The 17,684-nt window shown below is 65.8% G+C and carries 17 protein-coding genes and 1 pseudogene; 12 read left to right on the top strand and 6 right to left on the bottom strand.

Going from position 1 to position 17,684, the window contains the following annotated elements:
- Nucleotides 1-52: 52 nt before the first annotated feature.
- From ACQHI0_RS13265 to ACQHI0_RS13250, 4 genes and pseudogenes are all read right to left on the bottom strand, one after another.
- Nucleotides 53-430 (bottom strand): VOC family protein, encoded by a 378-nt coding sequence (locus ACQHI0_RS13265; RefSeq protein WP_427908235.1) that lies wholly within the window; start codon nucleotides 428-430, stop codon nucleotides 53-55.
- Nucleotides 431-626: 196 nt separating this feature from the next.
- Nucleotides 627-1,598, bottom strand: coding sequence for an MSCRAMM family protein (locus ACQHI0_RS13260; RefSeq protein ID WP_427909155.1), 972 nt, complete (start codon nucleotides 1,596-1,598; stop codon nucleotides 627-629).
- A gap of 48 nt (nucleotides 1,599-1,646) precedes the next feature.
- Nucleotides 1,647-3,158 (bottom strand): annotated as a pseudogene (locus tag ACQHI0_RS13255) (MDR family MFS transporter); the annotation flags it as partial.
- A gap of 37 nt (nucleotides 3,159-3,195) precedes the next feature.
- Entirely contained in the window at nucleotides 3,196-3,693 is a 498-nt protein-coding gene (locus ACQHI0_RS13250; RefSeq protein ID WP_427908234.1) for a MarR family winged helix-turn-helix transcriptional regulator, read from the bottom strand.
- 231 nt (nucleotides 3,694-3,924) lie between these two features.
- Here ACQHI0_RS13250 and ACQHI0_RS13245 point away from each other — a divergent pair, with 231 nt between their 5' ends.
- A complete protein-coding gene (locus ACQHI0_RS13245; RefSeq protein ID WP_427908233.1) occupies nucleotides 3,925-4,719 on the top strand; it encodes a CPBP family glutamic-type intramembrane protease in 795 nt (264 codons plus the stop codon).
- 42 nt (nucleotides 4,720-4,761) lie between these two features.
- Here the strand turns inward: ACQHI0_RS13245 and ACQHI0_RS13240 are convergent, their stop codons facing one another.
- Both ACQHI0_RS13240 and ACQHI0_RS13235 read right to left on the bottom strand, forming a co-directional pair.
- Nucleotides 4,762-5,655, bottom strand: a complete 894-nt coding sequence (locus ACQHI0_RS13240; RefSeq protein WP_427908232.1) for an alpha/beta fold hydrolase — start codon at nucleotides 5,653-5,655, stop codon at nucleotides 4,762-4,764.
- 41 nt (nucleotides 5,656-5,696) lie between these two features.
- Nucleotides 5,697-6,080 carry a hypothetical protein gene (locus ACQHI0_RS13235; protein WP_427908231.1) on the bottom strand — a complete coding sequence of 128 codons (384 nt, stop codon included), beginning with the start codon at nucleotides 6,078-6,080 and terminating at the stop codon, nucleotides 5,697-5,699.
- Nucleotides 6,081-6,133: 53 nt separating this feature from the next.
- Here ACQHI0_RS13235 and ACQHI0_RS13230 point away from each other — a divergent pair, with 53 nt between their 5' ends.
- From ACQHI0_RS13230 to ACQHI0_RS13180, 11 genes are all read left to right on the top strand, one after another.
- Nucleotides 6,134-6,907, top strand: a complete 774-nt coding sequence (locus ACQHI0_RS13230; protein ID WP_427908230.1) for a helix-turn-helix domain-containing protein — start codon at nucleotides 6,134-6,136, stop codon at nucleotides 6,905-6,907.
- Between the two features lie 77 nt (nucleotides 6,908-6,984).
- Entirely contained in the window at nucleotides 6,985-7,629 is a 645-nt protein-coding gene (locus ACQHI0_RS13225; protein ID WP_427908229.1) for a TetR/AcrR family transcriptional regulator, read from the top strand.
- A gap of 226 nt (nucleotides 7,630-7,855) precedes the next feature.
- Nucleotides 7,856-9,061, top strand: coding sequence for a lipid-transfer protein (locus ACQHI0_RS13220; protein WP_427908228.1), 1,206 nt, complete (start codon nucleotides 7,856-7,858; stop codon nucleotides 9,059-9,061).
- A gap of 42 nt (nucleotides 9,062-9,103) precedes the next feature.
- On the top strand, nucleotides 9,104-9,544 hold the full coding sequence (locus ACQHI0_RS13215; RefSeq protein WP_427908227.1) for a type II toxin-antitoxin system Rv0910 family toxin: 441 nt from the start codon (nucleotides 9,104-9,106) through the stop codon (nucleotides 9,542-9,544).
- A gap of 28 nt (nucleotides 9,545-9,572) precedes the next feature.
- Nucleotides 9,573-10,442: a MaoC/PaaZ C-terminal domain-containing protein gene (locus tag ACQHI0_RS13210; protein WP_427908226.1), complete on the top strand. Its 870-nt coding sequence runs from the start codon at nucleotides 9,573-9,575 to the stop codon at nucleotides 10,440-10,442.
- A 102-nt stretch (nucleotides 10,443-10,544) separates the two neighbouring features.
- Entirely contained in the window at nucleotides 10,545-11,426 is an 882-nt protein-coding gene (locus ACQHI0_RS13205; RefSeq protein ID WP_427908225.1) for an SDR family oxidoreductase, read from the top strand.
- A 17-nt stretch (nucleotides 11,427-11,443) separates the two neighbouring features.
- Nucleotides 11,444-12,700 (top strand): acyl-CoA dehydrogenase family protein, encoded by a 1,257-nt coding sequence (locus ACQHI0_RS13200; RefSeq protein ID WP_427908224.1) that lies wholly within the window; start codon nucleotides 11,444-11,446, stop codon nucleotides 12,698-12,700.
- A 204-nt stretch (nucleotides 12,701-12,904) separates the two neighbouring features.
- On the top strand, nucleotides 12,905-13,675 hold the full coding sequence (locus tag ACQHI0_RS13195) for an alpha/beta fold hydrolase (protein ID WP_427908223.1): 771 nt from the start codon (nucleotides 12,905-12,907) through the stop codon (nucleotides 13,673-13,675).
- Between the two features lie 72 nt (nucleotides 13,676-13,747).
- Entirely contained in the window at nucleotides 13,748-14,599 is an 852-nt protein-coding gene (locus tag ACQHI0_RS13190; RefSeq protein WP_427908222.1) for an SDR family oxidoreductase, read from the top strand.
- A 40-nt stretch (nucleotides 14,600-14,639) separates the two neighbouring features.
- Entirely contained in the window at nucleotides 14,640-15,800 is a 1,161-nt protein-coding gene (locus ACQHI0_RS13185) for a CaiB/BaiF CoA transferase family protein (protein WP_427908221.1), read from the top strand.
- 64 nt (nucleotides 15,801-15,864) lie between these two features.
- The gene (locus ACQHI0_RS13180) at nucleotides 15,865-17,631 is read left to right on the top strand and encodes an AMP-dependent synthetase/ligase (RefSeq protein WP_427908220.1); all 1,767 of its coding nucleotides are present in this window, start codon (nucleotides 15,865-15,867) and stop codon (nucleotides 17,629-17,631) included.
- The last annotated feature ends 53 nt before the right edge of the window (nucleotides 17,632-17,684 follow it).

The following is a 17,684-nucleotide window of genomic DNA, read 5'->3' as shown; positions in this document are numbered from 1 at the left end:
GCGAGCCGCTGCCGTGATCGGGTCTGTTGCTCGCCGCGATATTTCGGTTCGCTCAGGTATCGCCTGCCGTAATTCCCCACACGAGGCAGAACGGATGACCTGCCGGGTCACGGAACACCCGGAAGCGGTCTTCACCGACAGCATCGGTCACCCGGGTAGCGCCCAGACCCAGCACATCTCGCTGCGCCGACTCGATGTCGCCGACCTCGATGTCGAGGTGGAACTGTTGCGATCCTCGTGGGTCCGGGAATTGCGGCGGCTCATGTTCGGGTGCGAGCTGGAATGCGAGACGCCGCCCGTGCGGATCGGTCAGGACCGCCCATGTCTCATCCGAGTCCTCGACGGTGCCGCCGAGTAGGTCCCGGTAGAAGCGCGCCAGTCCAGCCGGATGCTTGCAGTCGATTACCACCGAACGAAGGTTTCCGATCATGTCCCCCGAGTTGCCGTCGCACGACGGGCTAAACGCGGCAGCGGCGAGCAACGTCCTGCTGCCGGTTCCAGCGTAGAGATCGCGCGCCGCGAGCGACTGACCCCGGCCCGCGGGAGGGTCGCCGGACCGGCGTTCAACCCGGGGCCCCGCGGCACTATGAACAGCGGAATCTGCTGCCTGTCGGTCAACCCACTCGTCAACGTTCTCCGAGCTCGTGACCGAGCCGCAGATCGTAGGCGGCCTCGCCACCGGTCACGGTGACCTGCGCGCTCACCGGCGGATAACCACGAGCAACCACGGTGTATTGCCCTTCGGCAAGATCGGTCACGACGTAGCGGCCGTTCTCGTCGGTGCGCGCCGACGCGGTCACCTCACCGGCGCCATCGAGCACAGTGACCAGCACGTCCGGCACCGCCCGCCCGCCGTCGGCCCGCGCCGATCCGGCGAGCACCGCCATCGCGGTCAACTCGATGTCATGACGCACCACGCCACTATCGGGCACTGTCAACGTGATCGCGCTGGGACGCATGTGCTCCGCGGCCGCGACCAAGGTGTAGACGCCCGGCACCACGCCGTGGCACAGGTAGGCGCCGTCGCCGCCCGTGACCGCGGCCCCGACCACCTCACCACGCATATCGGTCACGGTGACGGTCGCACTCGACAACGGCGACCCGTGGCCGGCAGTACGGACGACACCCGACAACTCGCCGGATCCCACCAAGGTCAGATCCATCCGCTGGTTCCGCTGGCCGACCGGCACATTGACCGCGGTCGGCTGGTGCCCCATCGCCGACACGATCAGCACGTGACCATCCGACTCCGGCGCACTGATCGAATAACCACCGTCAGCGGCACTGCTTGCGCGCGCGACCTGACGGCCACCCTGATCGATCACTGTCAACACCGCACCCGGCAACGGATGACCATCCTCGCGGCGGACGTGACCGGCCACCGCTCCACCGCCGATGTCAGACCCGGACAACTCGCCGGTCGACGACGCCTCGACCCGGTACGCCCGATGACCGTTCTGAGCTACCGGCGCATGCCGTCCGGCCGAAGCAGCCGGCACCAGCTCCGACTCGGACAGCACTCGCTCGGCGCCTTCCCAGACCGGGTCCTTTTCCCATCTCGACTCCGTGAGTACCGCCAGTTCGGCATCCAGCGCCATTCTTTCCCCGTCGGTCGGATCGTCCTGCGACGCAGACTCTTTCGTGGTCGGGTCGAGGGCCGGATCGATATCGATCGTGCTGCGCAGCGGACGGTTCGGAAGCCACGCGGTCGCGAGGAGGGCCACGACCGCCGCTCCCGTGGCGATGAGGAAGATCCGACCGGTCGCATCGCCGTAGGAGGCGCGCACGATCGTCGCTATCGGTGCGGGCAGGCCGTGGAGGTTCAGATTGCTGCCGCCGGAGGAACTCGTGGTCACACCGATCTTCGCGAAACCTTCTGTCGACAGCTCGCTCACCCGGGTAGCCAGCACCGACCCCAGCACCGAGACACCGATCGCGCCACCGAACGTCCGGAAGAACGCGACGCTGCTCGATGCCGCGCCGATATTGTGCACGCTCACGGTGTTCTGCACGGCCAGCACCAGGTTCTGCATCATCATGCCGACACCGAGCCCGACAATGGCGATGTAGGTGCCGACCAGCCACAGGTGGGTGGCGTGATCGATCGTCGAGAGCAGCCCGAACCCGACCACCAGCAGCGCACCGCCGGTGACGACGAACGCCTTCCATTTCCCGAACCGGGTGATCAGCTGTCCCGAACCGGTCGACGCGACGAGCATGCCCATGACCATCGGGATGGTCAGCACACCGGCCACCGTCGGTGAGTATCCGCGTGCGGTCTGGAAGTACTGGCCGAGGAAGGTGGTCGCGCCGAACATGCCGATTCCGACCGCGATCGAGGCGAGGATCGCCAGACCGGTGGTGCGTTCGGTGACGATCGAGAGCGGGATGATCGGCGACTTGGCTCGGGATTCGACCAGCAGGGTCGCGAGCAGCAGCACTACGCCCACGCCGACATAGAGAGCCGATTCGCGGGAGAACCACGCGTAGTAGTCCGCCTTTCCCGCGAACGACACCCAGATCAGCAGCACCGACACACCGGCCGTCATGAGGGCGGCACCGAGCCAGTCGATCGACACCCCGTCCTTGCGTTCGGTCGGCAGCCGCAGGGTCCGCTGCAGCAGCACCAGGGCGATCACGGCCAGGGGCACACAGACGAAGAAGCACCAGCGCCAGCCGAGGGGACTGTCGACGATGACGCCGCCGAGGATGGGTCCACCCGACATCGACACCGCCATCACCGCACCCATGTAGCCGGAATAGCGTCCGCGTTCGCGCGGCGAGACGATGGAACCGATGATCGCGACGACGAGCGCGGTCAATCCGCCCATGCCGATGCCCTGGATGACTCGTGCCGCCAACAGCATCGGCACGTTACCGGCGATGCCCGCGATCACCGAACCGATGACGAAGATGACGATGGCTGACTGGACCAGCAGCTTCTTGTTGAACAGATCGGCGAACTTGCCCCAGATCGGGGTGGACGCGGCGTTGGCCAGCAGTGCTGTGGTGATAACCCAGGCGTATGCGGTCTGCGACCCCTCCAGGTCGCCGATGATCGTGGGCAGCGCGGTCGCCACGATCGTGGTGCTGAGCAGTGCTGTGAACAGCGCCGCCAGCAGCCCGGTCATGGCCTCGAGGACTTGACGATGGGTCATCACGTCCGGGGCACGCCGCGTACCCGCCTCGACTGAATTAGACATCCACTTCCTGACTTTCTGTCGAACCCGGCTTGCGCGCGCCCACCGCGGTGTGGGGCGCGACTGTGGCCAGGGAATTCCTGAGCTTCAGAACGACCGAAGTGGCCTGTTCGGCTTCCTCCTCGCTCCACTGAGCGAGAGCGGTCTGCAATCCGTGTGCCCGCGATATTCGGACGCGTCGCAGCAGATCGCGTCCTTCGCCGGTGATCTGGATGAGGGTGGCCCGGCCATCGCTGGGATCGGCGTGGCGGACGATGTTGCCCGAGCGCACCAGCTCGGCGACATGCCTGCTCAGCGTCGATGGGCTGATGCACAAGTCCACAGCCAGATCCACCTGCCGGCACGGCCCTCGCGCCTCGAGCGAGCCCAGCACGCCGATACCGCCTGGAAGCAGGTCCCCTTCGTCCGGGTGGGAGAGGGCAGCGCGGATCGTCCGGCCCATGAGATAGAGCTCTCTGATCAGGCTCTGAGCCGTATCGGGTGACACTGCCATGACTACTCCCAGACGAGAATATTTACTTGCAGAATGCAACTATACATTAGATTACTTGCAGTAAGCAACTAACTGGGCAGCGGCTGCCGGAGACCGACAAGACGGATACCGGCCATGGAGCTCGAGGGTTCGGGCGGCCGGATCGACCAGGCTGACAACGTTCACTGTCGTCGTGGAGCGACTCGCCCCCGAATCAAGCGTCCAACTCTTCGAGCGGATATTTTTACCCGTATGAGCACACCCGAAACTGCGCTATCGGTCACACCGACCGGCCGCCGCCTGTCGTATCCGGTGTTCGCGCTGGTCGTGATCGTCTACCTCGCGATCATTCAGCTCGGTGGTCTGCTGATGACCGCGCTGACCGGCGAGGACGACTTCCTGTCCACGCGTGCGGTGTTCTACGGCATGATCATCCCGCTCGGTGTCGCCCTGGCGTTCACCTACGGTGTCATCGCCTACCTCGGCTGGATGCGGCCGGTCCTGCACGACGATCGCCCGACCCGGCCGTGGGTGTGGGTCGTGCCGATCGTGTTCCTCGTCGCGATCGTCTTCGGCATCAATTACAGCGCGCTGGCTGACAAAGGTCTGCTGTACATCCTGGTGCTGCTGATCGCGACCCAGTTCGTCGGCTGGGGCGAGGAGGGCATGTTCCGCGGGATCGGTGTCGTGGTGCTGCGTGATCACGGGCTGACCGAGGGCAAGGTCGCCCTGTGGTCGAGCATCGTGTTCGGCGCGGTGCATCTGACCAACGGCATCACCCACGGCGCGAACGCGATCGGGCAGGCGATCATGGTGAGCCTGGCCGGCTACTTCTTCTACCTGACCCGGCGGGTGGCGCGGGGCAACGCCGTCAACTCGGTGCTGCACGGTCTGTTCGACTTCGCCCTGCTCACCGGCACGTCGATCCTGATCGATCAGACCTTCTATCTCGGCACGGTGCTGCCGATCCTCCTCTACCCGGTGCTGGCGATTGTGCTGCTGGTGAAAGGGCGCAGTGTCGAGCCCGCTCTGGTGACGGCGCCCTGACCCGCGGAGCGGGGGAGACCTCCGTGGGAGGTTTCTCTCCGCCTAACGGGGCTGGTCGGCGTGCAGGGGTGTCGCGCTGATGAACTGGTCGATCAGTGCCGCTATGCGAGCGGGTTGGTCTTCGGCGACCCAGGTCAGCGAGTTCGCGATCGATTCGAGGCGGGCGTTCGGAAAGTCCTCGGCGAGTCGTTTCGCGTGCTCGAACGGGAAGAACCGGTCCTCTTCAGCCCAGGCGATGAGAACCGGAAGCCTGGTCGAGCTGAAACGAGTGGCAGCATCGATTGTGTATCTGCTGTCCACCGCGCGAAGGAATTCGACAGTGTCGCGTCGGACCCCACGATCGTGTGTCATTCCGTACAGGTAGTGGTCTATCAACTCGCCGCAGATCGGGTTGATGGACAGGCCACCGAATCCGAACCGCGAGCGCGCGTACGTTTGCCGAACCGCGGGGAGACGCAGGAGCCGACCCGTGAGTGGTCCGGCGCCCGGCACGCGGGCCATCCAGCACACATAGTCGAACAGCGGCGGCGGGAAGTTCTCGTAGGCGTCGCACGGTGTCAGAACCAGCCGTGCGATGCGTTCGGGCCGGTGGGCCACAACGAGCTGAGAGAGCATGCCGCCACCGTCGTTACCGACCAGAGTCACAGCACCGAGGTCGGCGGTCTCGATCAGATCGGCAATCGTGCCGGCGATGCCGAGCGGAGTCAGATCCGCATCGGGAGCCATCGGAATCCGATGCGCTCCGAAAGGCAAGTCGACGGTGATACACCGATACGAATCGGCCAGTCGTGGAACGACTTTCCGCCATGCCGCCGCATTGGCGAACAAACCGTGAATGAACAGTACCGGCTCACCTTGTCCGCGTTCGTAGATACGGATACTGCCCTGGGGCAGGTGTACGAGGCGAGACTCCCCGAGTTCGGTGACAACACTCATCACGGTGTCCTTTCGAAGGTTGCGGGCAGCGCCCGGTGAATTCAGTGGGCGGCAATCAGCAGGCACGAGGCGATGACCAGCAATCCGACTGCGCCGACATCGATCCAGGCGACCCGGCGGGTCTCGGCGTTCAGGCCACCCGGCCCGGCGAGCACGGTCAAGCCGATGAAGCTGACCAGACTGATCAGCGCGGCACCGACGACCACTGGTCTGACGGAGGGTGTGAAGGCCCCGATGATCAATCCCACGCCGATCAGCGCAAGCACAATCGCGCGATGCCGCAGCAGCAGGATCAGATCGGGGTCGTCGACAGTAGTGCCGTACACCGTCGATGCGCGGCGCGGGGAAAGCGCGACGACGCCCGGAAGCACGTGGACGACGCCGACGCCGATCAGTAGCGTTGCCGCGATCGTATCTCCCAGCACGGTGACCTGCTTTCCTCGTTCATCCCGGTTGCTGTCGTGCAAGCATGGCGGGCATGGGTCAGCGACCGCTTCCAGAAACGTGCTACCCGGCAGCAGCGAGCGCGGAGGTGTGGTTGTGGATCGGCCACGCCGTCTACCGCGGGCCTTCGCTGCGGCTTGACCGCCATTCCGGGTCGGTGCACTGCCTCGCAGTCGGCGTCGATGCCCCGTTCACCCTGCACGCCGATTCGTTCGGTCGGCGCACCGTTCGCAGCGCGTTGATTCCCCCACGCACGCTCCACCAGGTAGTCGCGCAGGAGACCCGAATGCTGTTCTGCTACATCGACCCCGGGTCGCCGCGCGTACCGGCATGCTGGGACCAAATGACCGATCGCGCGAACGAGTTCGGCGTCGACCACCACCGCGAAGCCGCTTTGATCCGCCTCGCCGACCGAACGGACATGGACCCGGCCGAGGTGATGGACGTTGCCTGCGGTCCCCGGCAGATCCCACTCGATCCCAGGATTGCCGCTGCGACCGCGATCGTGCGCGCTCACCCGACTCGATCGATCACCGCGGGCGAACTCGCCGCCGAAGTACATCTGTCGAAATCTCGGCTACTACACCTGTTCTCCGAGCATGCCGGCACCACCTTCCGTCGCTATCGTGTCTGGGCGCGCATGCTCGCCGTCGGCCGTGCAGTCGCCAAAGGTGCCGACTTCACCACCGCGGCGGTCGACGCCGGATTCGCCAGCCCTTCGCACTTCAGCGACACTTTCCACACCATGTGCGGGCTCACCGCCAGTGAGCTGCTCCGCGCCGGCGCGCGAATCACCGTCCTGGACTGACGTAGACCTGCTGGAAGTGACTCGGCGGGGCTGACGTTGCCCGAGGTCCGACCGATGAGGTTCCCTATGCTGGATCTATGACGGGATCGACAATGTCCGGGGCTCCTCGCCGCACCCAGGAGCAGCGCAGCCAGGAAATGCGTACCCGGCTGCAGGACGCCACGATCGATTGCCTGGTCGAATTCGGCTACGCCGGTGCCACCACCCCGCGGATCGCCCAGCGCGCCGGGGTGACCCGTGGCGCGCAGGTTCATCACTTCGGTTCCAAGGCCGAGTTGATGACCGCGGCGATCAGCCGTCTCGCGCAACGGCGCATCGAGGCTGCCATGCAGGAGCTGGGGCGGATCCAGGTCTCGTCCGATTCTGTCGCGGGCGTGCTGGACTTTCTGTGGGAATTGCATCAGGGTCCGCTGTTCATCGCCTCGGTGGAGCTGTGGGTTGCCAGCCGGACCGATCCGGCGTTGGCGACGGAACTGAAGAAGGTCGAGCCGTTCGTCAACAACGCGGTGCTGATGGGCTTGAGTCGCTACACCCCGGATGAAGTGGATCGCAAGGACGCCGAGGCCTTCCTGTACACGGCGATGGACGCGCTGCGTGGCATCCTTCTCTCCGCGTTCGTCGACGACGATCCCGACCGTGCGCACCGACGGTGGCTGCGCGCTTGCCGCCACCTGCACGATGCCGCCGAGGCAGCGTTGTCGGGACGGCCCGCGGCCGACTGACGCCGACATCCACGACGTCGCCAATGACGCTTGTCGCTGTTACATACACACTGGAATGTATCTTCAATACCCATACTGACCAGGAGATTTGTCATCGGATCTGAAGACGGCCGTGTTCGGGGTTGTTTACATGCGTGCAGCGCTGTATGTTTTGCAAAGTTCGATCGATACGGATCGGAACATGCCGCAGGCAAAGGCAGGCGTGCGGCCTGATGTGAGGAGTTCGATGACGAACAAGGTCTACGTCGTCGGTGTCGGCATGACGAAGTTCGAGAAGCCGGGCCGCCGCAAGAACGACGACGGCAGCGACTGGGACTACCCGGACATGGCCCGCGAATCGGGGACCAAGGCTCTCGCCGACGCCGGTATCGACTACCGCGAAGTGCAGCAGGCATACGTGGGCTACGTCTTCGGTGAGTCCACCGCCGGACAGCGCGCGATCTACGAGCTCGGCATGACCGGCATCCCGGCCGTCAACGTCAACAACAACTGTTCCACCGGCTCCACCGCGCTGTACCTCGCGGCGCAGGCGATCCGTGGCGGACTGGCGGACTGCACGCTGGCGCTGGGCTTCGAGAAGATGCAGCCGGGCTCGCTCGGCTCCATCTGGGACGACCGTGAGCAGCCGATGGGTCGCCACATCCTCGCACTCGCCGAGATCTCCGAGGTGCTGTTCCCCGTCGCGCCCTGGATGTTCGGTGCGGCCGGTCGTGAGCACATGAAGCAGTACGGCACCACCGCCGAACACTTCGCCAAAATCGGTTACAAGAACCACCTGCACTCGGTCAACAACCCGTACTCGCAGTTCCAGGACGCCTACTCGCTCGAGGACATCAGCAATGCGCGGATGATCTACGACCCGCTCACCAAGCTGCAGTGCTCGCCCACCTCCGACGGTTCCGGCGCGGCCATCCTGGCCAGCGAGGCCTTCGTGGACAAGCACAACCTGGCCGCTCAGGCGGTCGAGATCGTCGGCCAGTCGATGACCACCGACTTCGCGTCCACCTTCGACGGTTCGGCCAAGAACCTGGTCGGTTACGACATGAGTGCCCAGGCCGCGCGTCAGGTCTACGAGCAGGCCGGTCTCGGCGCCGAGGACTTCCAGGTCATCGAGCTGCACGACTGCTTCTCGGCCAACGAGCTGCTCACCTACGAGGCGCTCGGTCTGTGCCCCGAGGGCGAAGCAGGCAAGCTGATCGACGACAACCAGACCACCTACGGGGGTAAATGGGTTGTCAACCCCTCCGGCGGTCTGATCTCCAAGGGCCACCCGCTGGGCGCCACCGGCCTCGCGCAGTGCTCCGAGCTCACCTGGCAGCTGCGCGGCACCGCCGACAAGCGTCAGGTCGACAACGTCACCGCCGCGCTGCAGCACAACATCGGCCTCGGTGGCGCCGCGGTGGTCACCGCATACCAGCGCGCCGATCGCTGATTCTTCCTTTCCCTTTCACAACACTCGACGAGGAGTTCAACCATGGGACACATCGAAGCCACCAAGAACGTCAACGCCACCCCCGAGGCGCTGTGGGCCGTCGTTTCCGACACCAGCACCTGGGACAAGTGGTTCTCCATTCACGAGCGCTGGATCGATGAGCCGGCCGCCACCCTGGCCGAGGGCGCCAAGCTGACCGCCAAGATCACCATGCTCGGCATGGCGAACAAGCTGGAGTGGACCGTCGCCTCCCTCGATGCCCCGAACAAGATGGTCCTCAACGGCACGGGTATGGCCGGCGTGAAGACCAACTTCACCTTCAACATCAACGCCAACCCCGAGGGCGGCTCCACCGTTCTCGTCGAGGGTGACTTCGAGGGCGCCCTCATCAAGGGTGCGCTGGGCAAGGCCGTGGAGAAGGACGGCCGCAAGCAGCTCGACAAGTCGCTCGAGGCGCTCGACACGATTGCCGCGACTGTCTGATTCAGCGAAGCCCGAAGGAGAAGCCCTCATGGCCGAACTGGAATTCAACGACGAAGGTCTGAACGTCTGGAGCGATGACGACAGCTTCGCGGTAACCCGCGAACGGATCGCCGAATACGCCGCGGCCACCAACGATCCCATCCCGGCGCACCTCGCCGGTGACCACGGTTCGCCCGTGTTCGCCATCGTGCCGGTCTTCGACTCGATGATCGACCCGGCCGTCGAGGTGGTGCCGTTGGAGATCTTCGGCCGTGGTCTGCACGGTGAGCAGGACTTCCACTTCCACCGCCTGATCGAGCCGGGCGAGACGCTGGTCTCGCACGCGAAGATGGTCGGCTACGAGGGCCTTTCGAACGGCACCCGCGCGGTCGTGTACGTCGAATGCCGTGGCGAGGACGGCGAACTGGTCAACCACCAGTACGTCACCATGTTCTTCCGGGGTGCCGATGCCAGCAACGGCCGCACGGTCGGTGAACTGGGCCCCGGCCACAAGTTCGACGAGGACGTGCGAGCGCAGGCTCCGGTCGCCAAGGTTGTCCAGCACGTCGACGACGACCAGACCTTCCGCTACGCCCCGGCCTCCGGCGACCCGGTGCCGCTGCACCTGGACGAAGAGGTCGCCAAGGACGCCGGCCTGCCCGGCATCATCGCGCACGGTCTGTGCACCATGGCGTTCGCGTCCTGGGGCTTGCTGACCGAGCTCGCCGACGGCGACACCAGCCGGTTGAAGCGGCTCGCGGTCCGATTCTCCAAGCCGGTTCTGCCCGGCCAGGACATCGAGACGACGATCTGGCAGCTCGGCACCGACAACGGTGTCACCAGCTACCAGTTCGAGACCCGCGTCGGCGACGACGTGGTCCTCAAGGACGGTCGCGCGGAGATCGCCGACAGTCAGTAGTCGCAAGCCGTTGCGCTGGAACATCATTCAGCAGAAGTCGCCCTCGGTCCGGGTCGCTTCGGCCATCCGGACCGAGGGGTATACCAACAGGAGCAGACGCACATGGGTGCATTCGAAGGAAAGGTCGCCGTCGTCACCGGCGCGGGCCGCGGCATCGGGCGTGAGCACGCTCTGCTGTTCGCCAAGGAAGGCGCGGCGGTAGTGGTCAACGACCTCGGCGGCAGCAACTCCGGCGACGGCGCCGACGCAGGCCCCGCGCAGGAAGTGGCGAACGAGATCATCGCCGCCGGTGGCAAGGCTGTCGCCAACACCGACAACATCGCGACCTGGTCGGGCGCGCAGAACCTGATCGCGCAGGCGATCTCGGAGCTCGGCGGCCTCGACGTGGTCGTCAACAACGCGGGCATCCTGCGTGACGCGTTCATCGCCGGCATGGAGGAGTCCCAGTGGGATTCCGTCGTCGCCGTGCACCTGAAGGGACACGCGGCGGTCATGCACCATGCGGCCGCGTACTGGAAGGAACAGAGCAAGGCGGGCAACCAGCCCAACGCCGCGGTGGTCAACACCGCGTCGGCCTCCGGTGTCACCGTGCCCAACGCTGGTCAGGGCAACTACGGCGCGGCCAAGGCGGGCATCGCCGCGCTGACCCAGGTCGCCGCGGAAGAGCTGGGCCGCTACGGCGTGCGCGTCAACGCGATCGCCCCGATCGCGCGTACCCGCCTCACCCTGGCCACCCCCGGCATGGGCGAGATGATGGCCGCCGAGGCCGAGGATGCCGAGGCCGAGGGTGGCTTCGACGCGTTCAGCCCCGCCAACATCTCCCCGCTGGTGGCCTACCTCGCCTCCGAGAAATGCGCGATCACCGGCAAGGTGTACGCCGTTCAGGGTGGCGCGATTTCCGAACTCGCCGGCTGGCACGACGTGAAGACGATCGAAGCCGACGGCCCCTGGCAGATCGACGACATCGCGTCGCGTCTGCCCTGAATCGTAGGAGAACAACGATGTTCGAATGGTCCGAGACCGATGTCATGATTCGTGACGCACTGCGCGAGTTCATCGACAAGGAAGTCCGCCCGAACGTGGATTCGCTCGAGAGCGGGGAAATGTCCCCCTACCCGGTGATCCGGAAGATGTTCAGCGAGTTCGGCATCGACGCGATGGCCGAGGAGATGGTCGGCAAGATGCTGACCAAGCAGCGGGCCAAAGCCGACTCCATCGCCGCGGGTGAGCCGCAGCCGGAGAAGCCGAAGAAGAAGTCAGGCGGTGGCGATCCCTTCGGCGGTCAGGCTTCCATGGGTGCTGTGCTGGTCAGCGAGCTGTCCGGCGTCTGCATGGGTCTGGTCACCGCGATGGGCGTGAGCCTGGGCCTCGGTGCCACCACGATCATGTCGCGCGGCACCCTGGCGCAGAAGGAGCGCTGGCTGCTCGACGTCGTCACCATGCGCAAGGTCGCGGCGTGGGCCATCACCGAACCGGATTCCGGCTCGGATGCCTTCGGCGGCATGAAGACCTACGTCCGTCGCGACGGCGAGGACTACATCCTCAACGGCCAGAAGACGTTCATCACCAACGGCCCCGACGCCGACGTGATGGTGGTTTACGCGAAGCTCGACGAGGGCGACGCCGGTGTCGACAAGCGTGACCGCAAGGTGCTCACCTTCGTGCTCGACAAGGGCATGGAAGGCCTCACCCAGGGCAAGCGCTTCCACAAGATGGGTCTGAACTCCTCGCCCACCGGTGAGCTGTTCTTCGACAACGTGCGTCTGCCCAAGGACCGGCTGCTCGGTGAGACCGAGGAGCACAAGGGCGGCGACGGTCGCGAGAGCGCCCGTTCCAGCTTCACCACCGAGCGCATCGGCGTGGGCTTCATGGCGCTGGGCATCATCAACGAGTGCCACCGCCTCTCGGTCGACTACGCCAAGAGCCGCAAGCTGTGGGGCCAGGAGATCGGCCGTTTCCAGCTGGTTCAGCTCAAGCTGGCCAAGATGGAAGTTGCTCGCATCAACGTGCAGAACATGGTGTTCAACTCCCTCGAGCGCGGCGGCAAGCTGTCGCTGGCCGAGGCTTCGGCCATGAAGATGTACTGCTCGGAAGCGGCCACCGAGGTCGCGATGGACGCCGTGCAGTTGTTCGGCGGCAACGGCTACATGACCGAGTACCGGGTCGAGCAGCTGGCGCGTGACGCCAAGTCGCTGATGATCTACGCCGGGTCCAACGAGATCCAGGTGACCCACATCGCCAAGGGATTGCTCGCCTAGCGAGTGGAAGTAGCCGCGTCCTCCGCCATCGAGGCGGTGCCGGAGGACGCGGTATTCGCAGTCAGTCACCGGGTCGCCCCGGTCACCGAGTCAGAGAGCAGGGCAATGGCGCCAGGCAGCAGCAGGCAGAATGTAATAGCGGAATCGGTCGAAACCTACGGCGGTGTACGAACACGACAGCTCGCTGTCGCAGGTGACGGGCCGGTGATCGTGCTGCTGCACGGGACCTACGACCGTGCCGACACGTGGAGGGGAGTGCTCGAACGTCTCGCTGAGGTGGGACGTCGAGCGGTGGCGGTGGATCTCCCGCCGTTGCATGTACGCCGGACCGGCGAATTGGTCCTGCCGCGTCTTGATGCGTTTGTCGCCGCGTTGGTGCGAGCGCAGGCAGGCGCCGAAGGCGTTGTGCTGGGTGGAAACTCGCTGGGTGCCGGACTCACGCTGCGTGCGGCGCTGAACCCGGAATTGCCCGTGCTGGCGGCCGTCCCGTGCGATGTTCCCGGTTTCGGATACCGCCCGCTGGCTACGTTCACGGTCGGCCGGTTCGGGCCCCCCGAGCCGCTGCTCGCCGCAATCCGCGTGCCCGCCGCCATGTTCCGCAGCCGTGCGGCGGTGGCTGTCGGCAACCGCTTCCTCTACGGGCGCGACCGACCGAATTCGGCCGAAGACGTCGCGCACTTCCTCGAGTTCTTCGCACAGACCAGGCCGATCGGCCGCTTGATCGCGAGCGGCCGGGCATTGCTGCGCGAGTTCGATGCCGGCTACCCGGACGGAGAATTGCCGCCCACCCTGTTGGTGCACGGCAGCAGGGACAAATTGATACCGCCGTCGGCCGCCCATCGCGCTCAGCGTCGGTTCCCGTCGGCCATGGTCCGGATCCTGCCCGGAGTAGGTCACTGTCCACAACTGGACGTGCCCAACGCTGTCGCGCGCATGATCCTCGACTGCGATCCCGGCACCCGCCGGACCGCATGAATACCGCTGTTGCGCAGAGCAACAACCCGTGATCGACAGGCCGGATTCGATCGGCAAGTCAGCAAGAACCGAATGGGAGACGAAATGAGTTCGGCGGGAAACATTTCTGGCAAGGTCGTGGTGGTCACCGGCGGCGCGCGCGGGATCGGATACGCGACCGCGCGGCTGCTGCGCGACCGCGGTGCGCTGGTCGCCATCGGCGACATCGACAAGTCACAGGTCGACAAGGCCGGATCCGACCTCGGGCTCGAGGTGTTCGGGCGGCTCGATGTCACCGACCCGGCGTCGTTCGCGTCCTTCCTCGACGAGGTCGAACGCCGGCTCGGGCCGCTGGACGTGCTGATCAACAACGCGGGCGTCATGCCGGCCGGCCGATTCGTCGAGGAATCCGAACAGGTGACGCGACGCATTCTCGACATCAATATCTACGGTGTGGCGCTGGGCAGCAAACTGGCCGCGCAGCGCATGCTGGTCCGTGGTACCGGCCATATCATCAACATCGCCTCCCTCGCCGCCGAGACGCCGACACCGGGATTGGTCACCTACTGCGCGAGTAAGGCCGCGGCGCTGTCGCTGACCGATGCGCTGCGCATCGAGCACCGTGACACCGGGCTGGAATTCTCGGCGGTGCTGCCGTCTTTCACCAACACCGAACTGGTCTCGGGCACGCATGGCCCCAAACTGGTGCCGAACGCGGAACCCGAGGATATCGCCGAGGCCATCGCCGAGCTCATCTGCGATCCGCGTCCGCGCGTCGCGGTCACCCGACTCGCCGGTCTATTGGTCGGTGCGGGGCGGGTTCTGCCCGGCCCGGTGACCGAATTCTTCCAGCGTCGACTGGGAATGACGCACGTCATGCTCGACGGCGTCGACGTCGACGCCCGCCGTGCCTACGAATCCCGCGCGCGCGGCCTGGACAGCTGAGTCCGCGCTGCATGAATTACCAACAGAGGTGTGCTGTCTGATGATCTTGCCGGTTGAAACCTCAGAGGTGGCAGGCGGTTCCGCTGGACCGCTCGAAGGCCTGCGGGTACTGGAGATGGCGGGCTTGGCTCCCGTCCCGTTCGGCGCGATGATGCTCGCCGATCTCGGTGCGCAGGTGCTGCGCATCGATCGAGCCAGCGGCTACGCGCCGCCCCCGGGGCCGCTCGATCGCGGTAAGGAAAGCATCACGGTCGACCTCAAAAGCGAGGCAGGTGCGGGCTTGATCCGTGAGCTGGCGGCCGGTGCGGATGTGTTTCTCGAGGGGTATCGACCGGGTGTCGCCGAACGGCTGGGCATCGGCCCGGAGCAACTGCTACAGCTCAACCCGCGACTGATCTACGGGCGAATGACCGGGTGGGGCCAAGACGGTCCGCTCGCGGCGCGCGCTGGGCACGACATCAACTACATCGGTCTGTCCGGGGTGCTCGACTTGATCGGCAGGCGCGGCGAGCGGCCGGTGCCGCCGGTCAACATCATGGGCGACTTCGCCGGTGGCGGCATGCTGTTGGCCTTCGGGGTGCTGTCGGCGCTCTACGAGCGGGAGCGCTCGGGGCGCGGCCAGGTGGTCGACGCGGCCATGGTCGACGGGTCGAGCCTGCTGTCGACCTTCCTGCACGGTCTGCGGGCCGACGGACTGTGGGAACGCGAGCGCGGCGACAACATGCTCGATGGTGGTGCCGCCTACTACGACACCTACGAGACCTCGGACGGCAAACATATGGCGGTCGGTGCGGTAGAGCCGGAGTTCTTCTTCCAGCTGACCGCGATACTCGAGATCGACGACGAGGATCTGGGTTTCCAGATCGACCCGACCACCTGGCCGGCCTGGCGCGAGCGGCTGGCCGCCGTATTCCGGACGAAGACCCGCGACGAATGGGCCGAGATCTTCGCCGACGTCGATGCCTGTGTCTCCCCGGTGCTTTCGCCATGGGAAGCCCACGACCATCCGCACAATATCGCGCGGTCGGCGTTCATCGACGTCGGCGGCGTGCGCCAGCCCGCACCCGCGCCCCGGTTCGACCGTACGCCCACCGCGACGCCGCGGCCGCTGAACCATCGTGGCACGGATCCTGCCGACATTCTCGCTGCCTGGGGGGTCGAGGCAGGTAACTACTTCGGCACTGGCACCGGCCTGAAATAAGCACGGCAGCAATGAGTTCCGCAACGATCGCCGCCGGTGGCGCACTACGAATGGAGAACTTGCTGTGACCGAGCAGCCGAAGAGTCTGTGCGCCGCCTTTCAGGCGACCGCCGCACGCATGTCGGACCGAATCGCCTTGCGCGGACCCGACGGCGCGGTGTCCATTACCTGGGGGCAATACGCCGACCGGGTCCGTGAGCTCGCCACCGGGCTGTCGGCGCTCGGCCTCGCCGCAGGCGACACCGTCGCCATCATGCTCACCAATGTCCCGGCATTCCATCTCGCCGATACCGCGGTCCTGCACACCGGGGCGACACCGTTCTCGATCTACAACACTTTCACCGCCGAGCAGATCGCCCACCTGCTGGCCAACGCGGGCAGCCGGATCGTCGTCACCGAGTCGCAGTTCCTCGAGACTGTTCGAGCCGCCGATGTCGCCGGGCGCATCGAACACATCGTCTGCGTCGACGGCCCGGCCGAAGGGACTCTCACCCTCGACGACTTGGCGGGCCTGGCATCGCCCGGTTTCGATTTCGACGCCACCTGGCGCGCCGTCGGCCCGGACTCACTGCTCACCATCGTCTACACATCCGGCACCACCGGCCCGCCCAAAGGGGTGGAACTCACCCACGCGAACATGCTGGCCGAATTCCAGGCAGTCAAGACGCTTTTCGACGTGCGGCCCGAGGACACCGTGATCTCGTATCTGCCGGACGCTCACCTGGCGAACCGGGCGTTCTGCCATTACAACAATCTCCTCGAAGGCGTTCAGGTCACCACGGTCGCCGACCCCAAACAACTGGTTGCCACCATGCCGCAGTTGCGGCCGACGCTGTTTCTCGCCGTGCCCGCGATCTGGTACAAGATCAAGGCCGGAGTGGAAACGCTGGTCGCCCAGGAACATCCGGTCAAACGATCGTTGGTGTCGTGGGCGTTGGGGGTGGGCCAGGAGATGGCCCGCCGCGACTCCGACGGCCGAACTGTCCCCGTCGGCCTACGGATACAGCACCGAGTAGCCGAACGGCTGGTGCTGAGCACGCTGCGGCGACGGATGGGGCTTGACCGGGTACGCGGTGCCCTCACCGGTGCGTCCCCCATCGCGCCCGAGGCGATGACCTTCATCATCGGTCTCGGTATTCCGGTGTGCGAAGCCTGGGGAATGACCGAGACCTCCGCGGTAGCCACCGTCAACCGGCCCGACGCCATTCGGCTCAGTACGGTCGGACAAGCGCTACCTGGTACCGAAGTCGCCGTCGCCGACGACGGGGAGCTGCTGGTGCGGGGCCCCCTGGTGATGCGCGGCTACCGCGATGATCCGGAGCAGACCGCCGCCGCGATCGATGCCGAGGGCTGGATGCACACCGGCGACGTCGGCTCCATCGACGCCGACGGCTACGTCCGTATTCTCGACCGCAAGAAGGAACTCATCATCAACGCGGCGGGCAAGAACATGTCGCCATCGAATATCGAAGGGGCGGTGCGGGTTTCCTGCCCGCTGGTCGCCGCGGTGATCGCTGTCGGCGACAACCGCAAGTACGTGACGGCGCTGCTGACCCTGGACCCGGACGCCTGCGCGGCCTACGCGCAGCGCCATGCACTGCCCGACTCGACACCCGCGGCGCTGGCGACTCACCCCGACGTGGTCGCGGCGATCGAGGCGGGCATCGCGGCCGCGAACGAGCGCCTGTCGCGGGTGGAGCGGATCAAGAAACACACTGTGCTGCCGATGATCTGGGAACCCGGCGGTGACGAACTCACCCCGAAGATGTCACTCAAACGCAAGATCATCACGCAGAAGTACGCCGCCGAGATCGAAGCCATGTACCGCTGACCATGTCGATGTGTACCCGCACCCGGGCTACCGCCCAACATCATCTCCGAGGA

Origin of the sequence: Nocardia sp. FBN12 (assembly GCF_050320175.1) — a bacterium.
Classification (GTDB): domain Bacteria; phylum Actinomycetota; class Actinomycetes; order Mycobacteriales; family Mycobacteriaceae; genus Nocardia.
Note: the sequence above shows the minus strand (reverse complement) of the source record. Positions and strands in the feature narration are given on the sequence as shown.

Excerpts from the sequence above, each read along its gene's own strand:
- ACQHI0_RS13200 (WP_427908224.1), top strand. The coding sequence starts at position 11,444 with ATGTTCGAATGGTCCGAGACCGATGTCATGATTCGTGACGCACTGCGC.
- ACQHI0_RS13190 (WP_427908222.1), top strand. The coding sequence starts at position 13,748 with ATGGGAGACGAAATGAGTTCGGCGGGAAACATTTCTGGCAAGGTCGTG.
- ACQHI0_RS13220 (WP_427908228.1), top strand. The coding sequence starts at position 7,856 with ATGACGAACAAGGTCTACGTCGTCGGTGTCGGCATGACGAAGTTCGAG.
- ACQHI0_RS13205 (WP_427908225.1), top strand. The coding sequence starts at position 10,545 with ATGGGTGCATTCGAAGGAAAGGTCGCCGTCGTCACCGGCGCGGGCCGC.
- ACQHI0_RS13260 (WP_427909155.1), bottom strand. The coding sequence starts at position 1,598 with ATGGCGCTGGATGCCGAACTGGCGGTACTCACGGAGTCGAGATGGGAA.
- ACQHI0_RS13230 (WP_427908230.1), top strand. The coding sequence starts at position 6,134 with ATGGGTCAGCGACCGCTTCCAGAAACGTGCTACCCGGCAGCAGCGAGC.
- ACQHI0_RS13225 (WP_427908229.1), top strand. The coding sequence starts at position 6,985 with ATGACGGGATCGACAATGTCCGGGGCTCCTCGCCGCACCCAGGAGCAG.
- ACQHI0_RS13245 (WP_427908233.1), top strand. The coding sequence starts at position 3,925 with ATGAGCACACCCGAAACTGCGCTATCGGTCACACCGACCGGCCGCCGC.
- ACQHI0_RS13185 (WP_427908221.1), top strand. The coding sequence starts at position 14,640 with ATGATCTTGCCGGTTGAAACCTCAGAGGTGGCAGGCGGTTCCGCTGGA.
- ACQHI0_RS13265 (WP_427908235.1), bottom strand. The coding sequence starts at position 430 with ATGATCGGAAACCTTCGTTCGGTGGTAATCGACTGCAAGCATCCGGCT.
- ACQHI0_RS13250 (WP_427908234.1), bottom strand. The coding sequence starts at position 3,693 with ATGGCAGTGTCACCCGATACGGCTCAGAGCCTGATCAGAGAGCTCTAT.
- ACQHI0_RS13215 (WP_427908227.1), top strand. The coding sequence starts at position 9,104 with ATGGGACACATCGAAGCCACCAAGAACGTCAACGCCACCCCCGAGGCG.
- ACQHI0_RS13240 (WP_427908232.1), bottom strand. The coding sequence starts at position 5,655 with ATGAGTGTTGTCACCGAACTCGGGGAGTCTCGCCTCGTACACCTGCCC.
- ACQHI0_RS13210 (WP_427908226.1), top strand. The coding sequence starts at position 9,573 with ATGGCCGAACTGGAATTCAACGACGAAGGTCTGAACGTCTGGAGCGAT.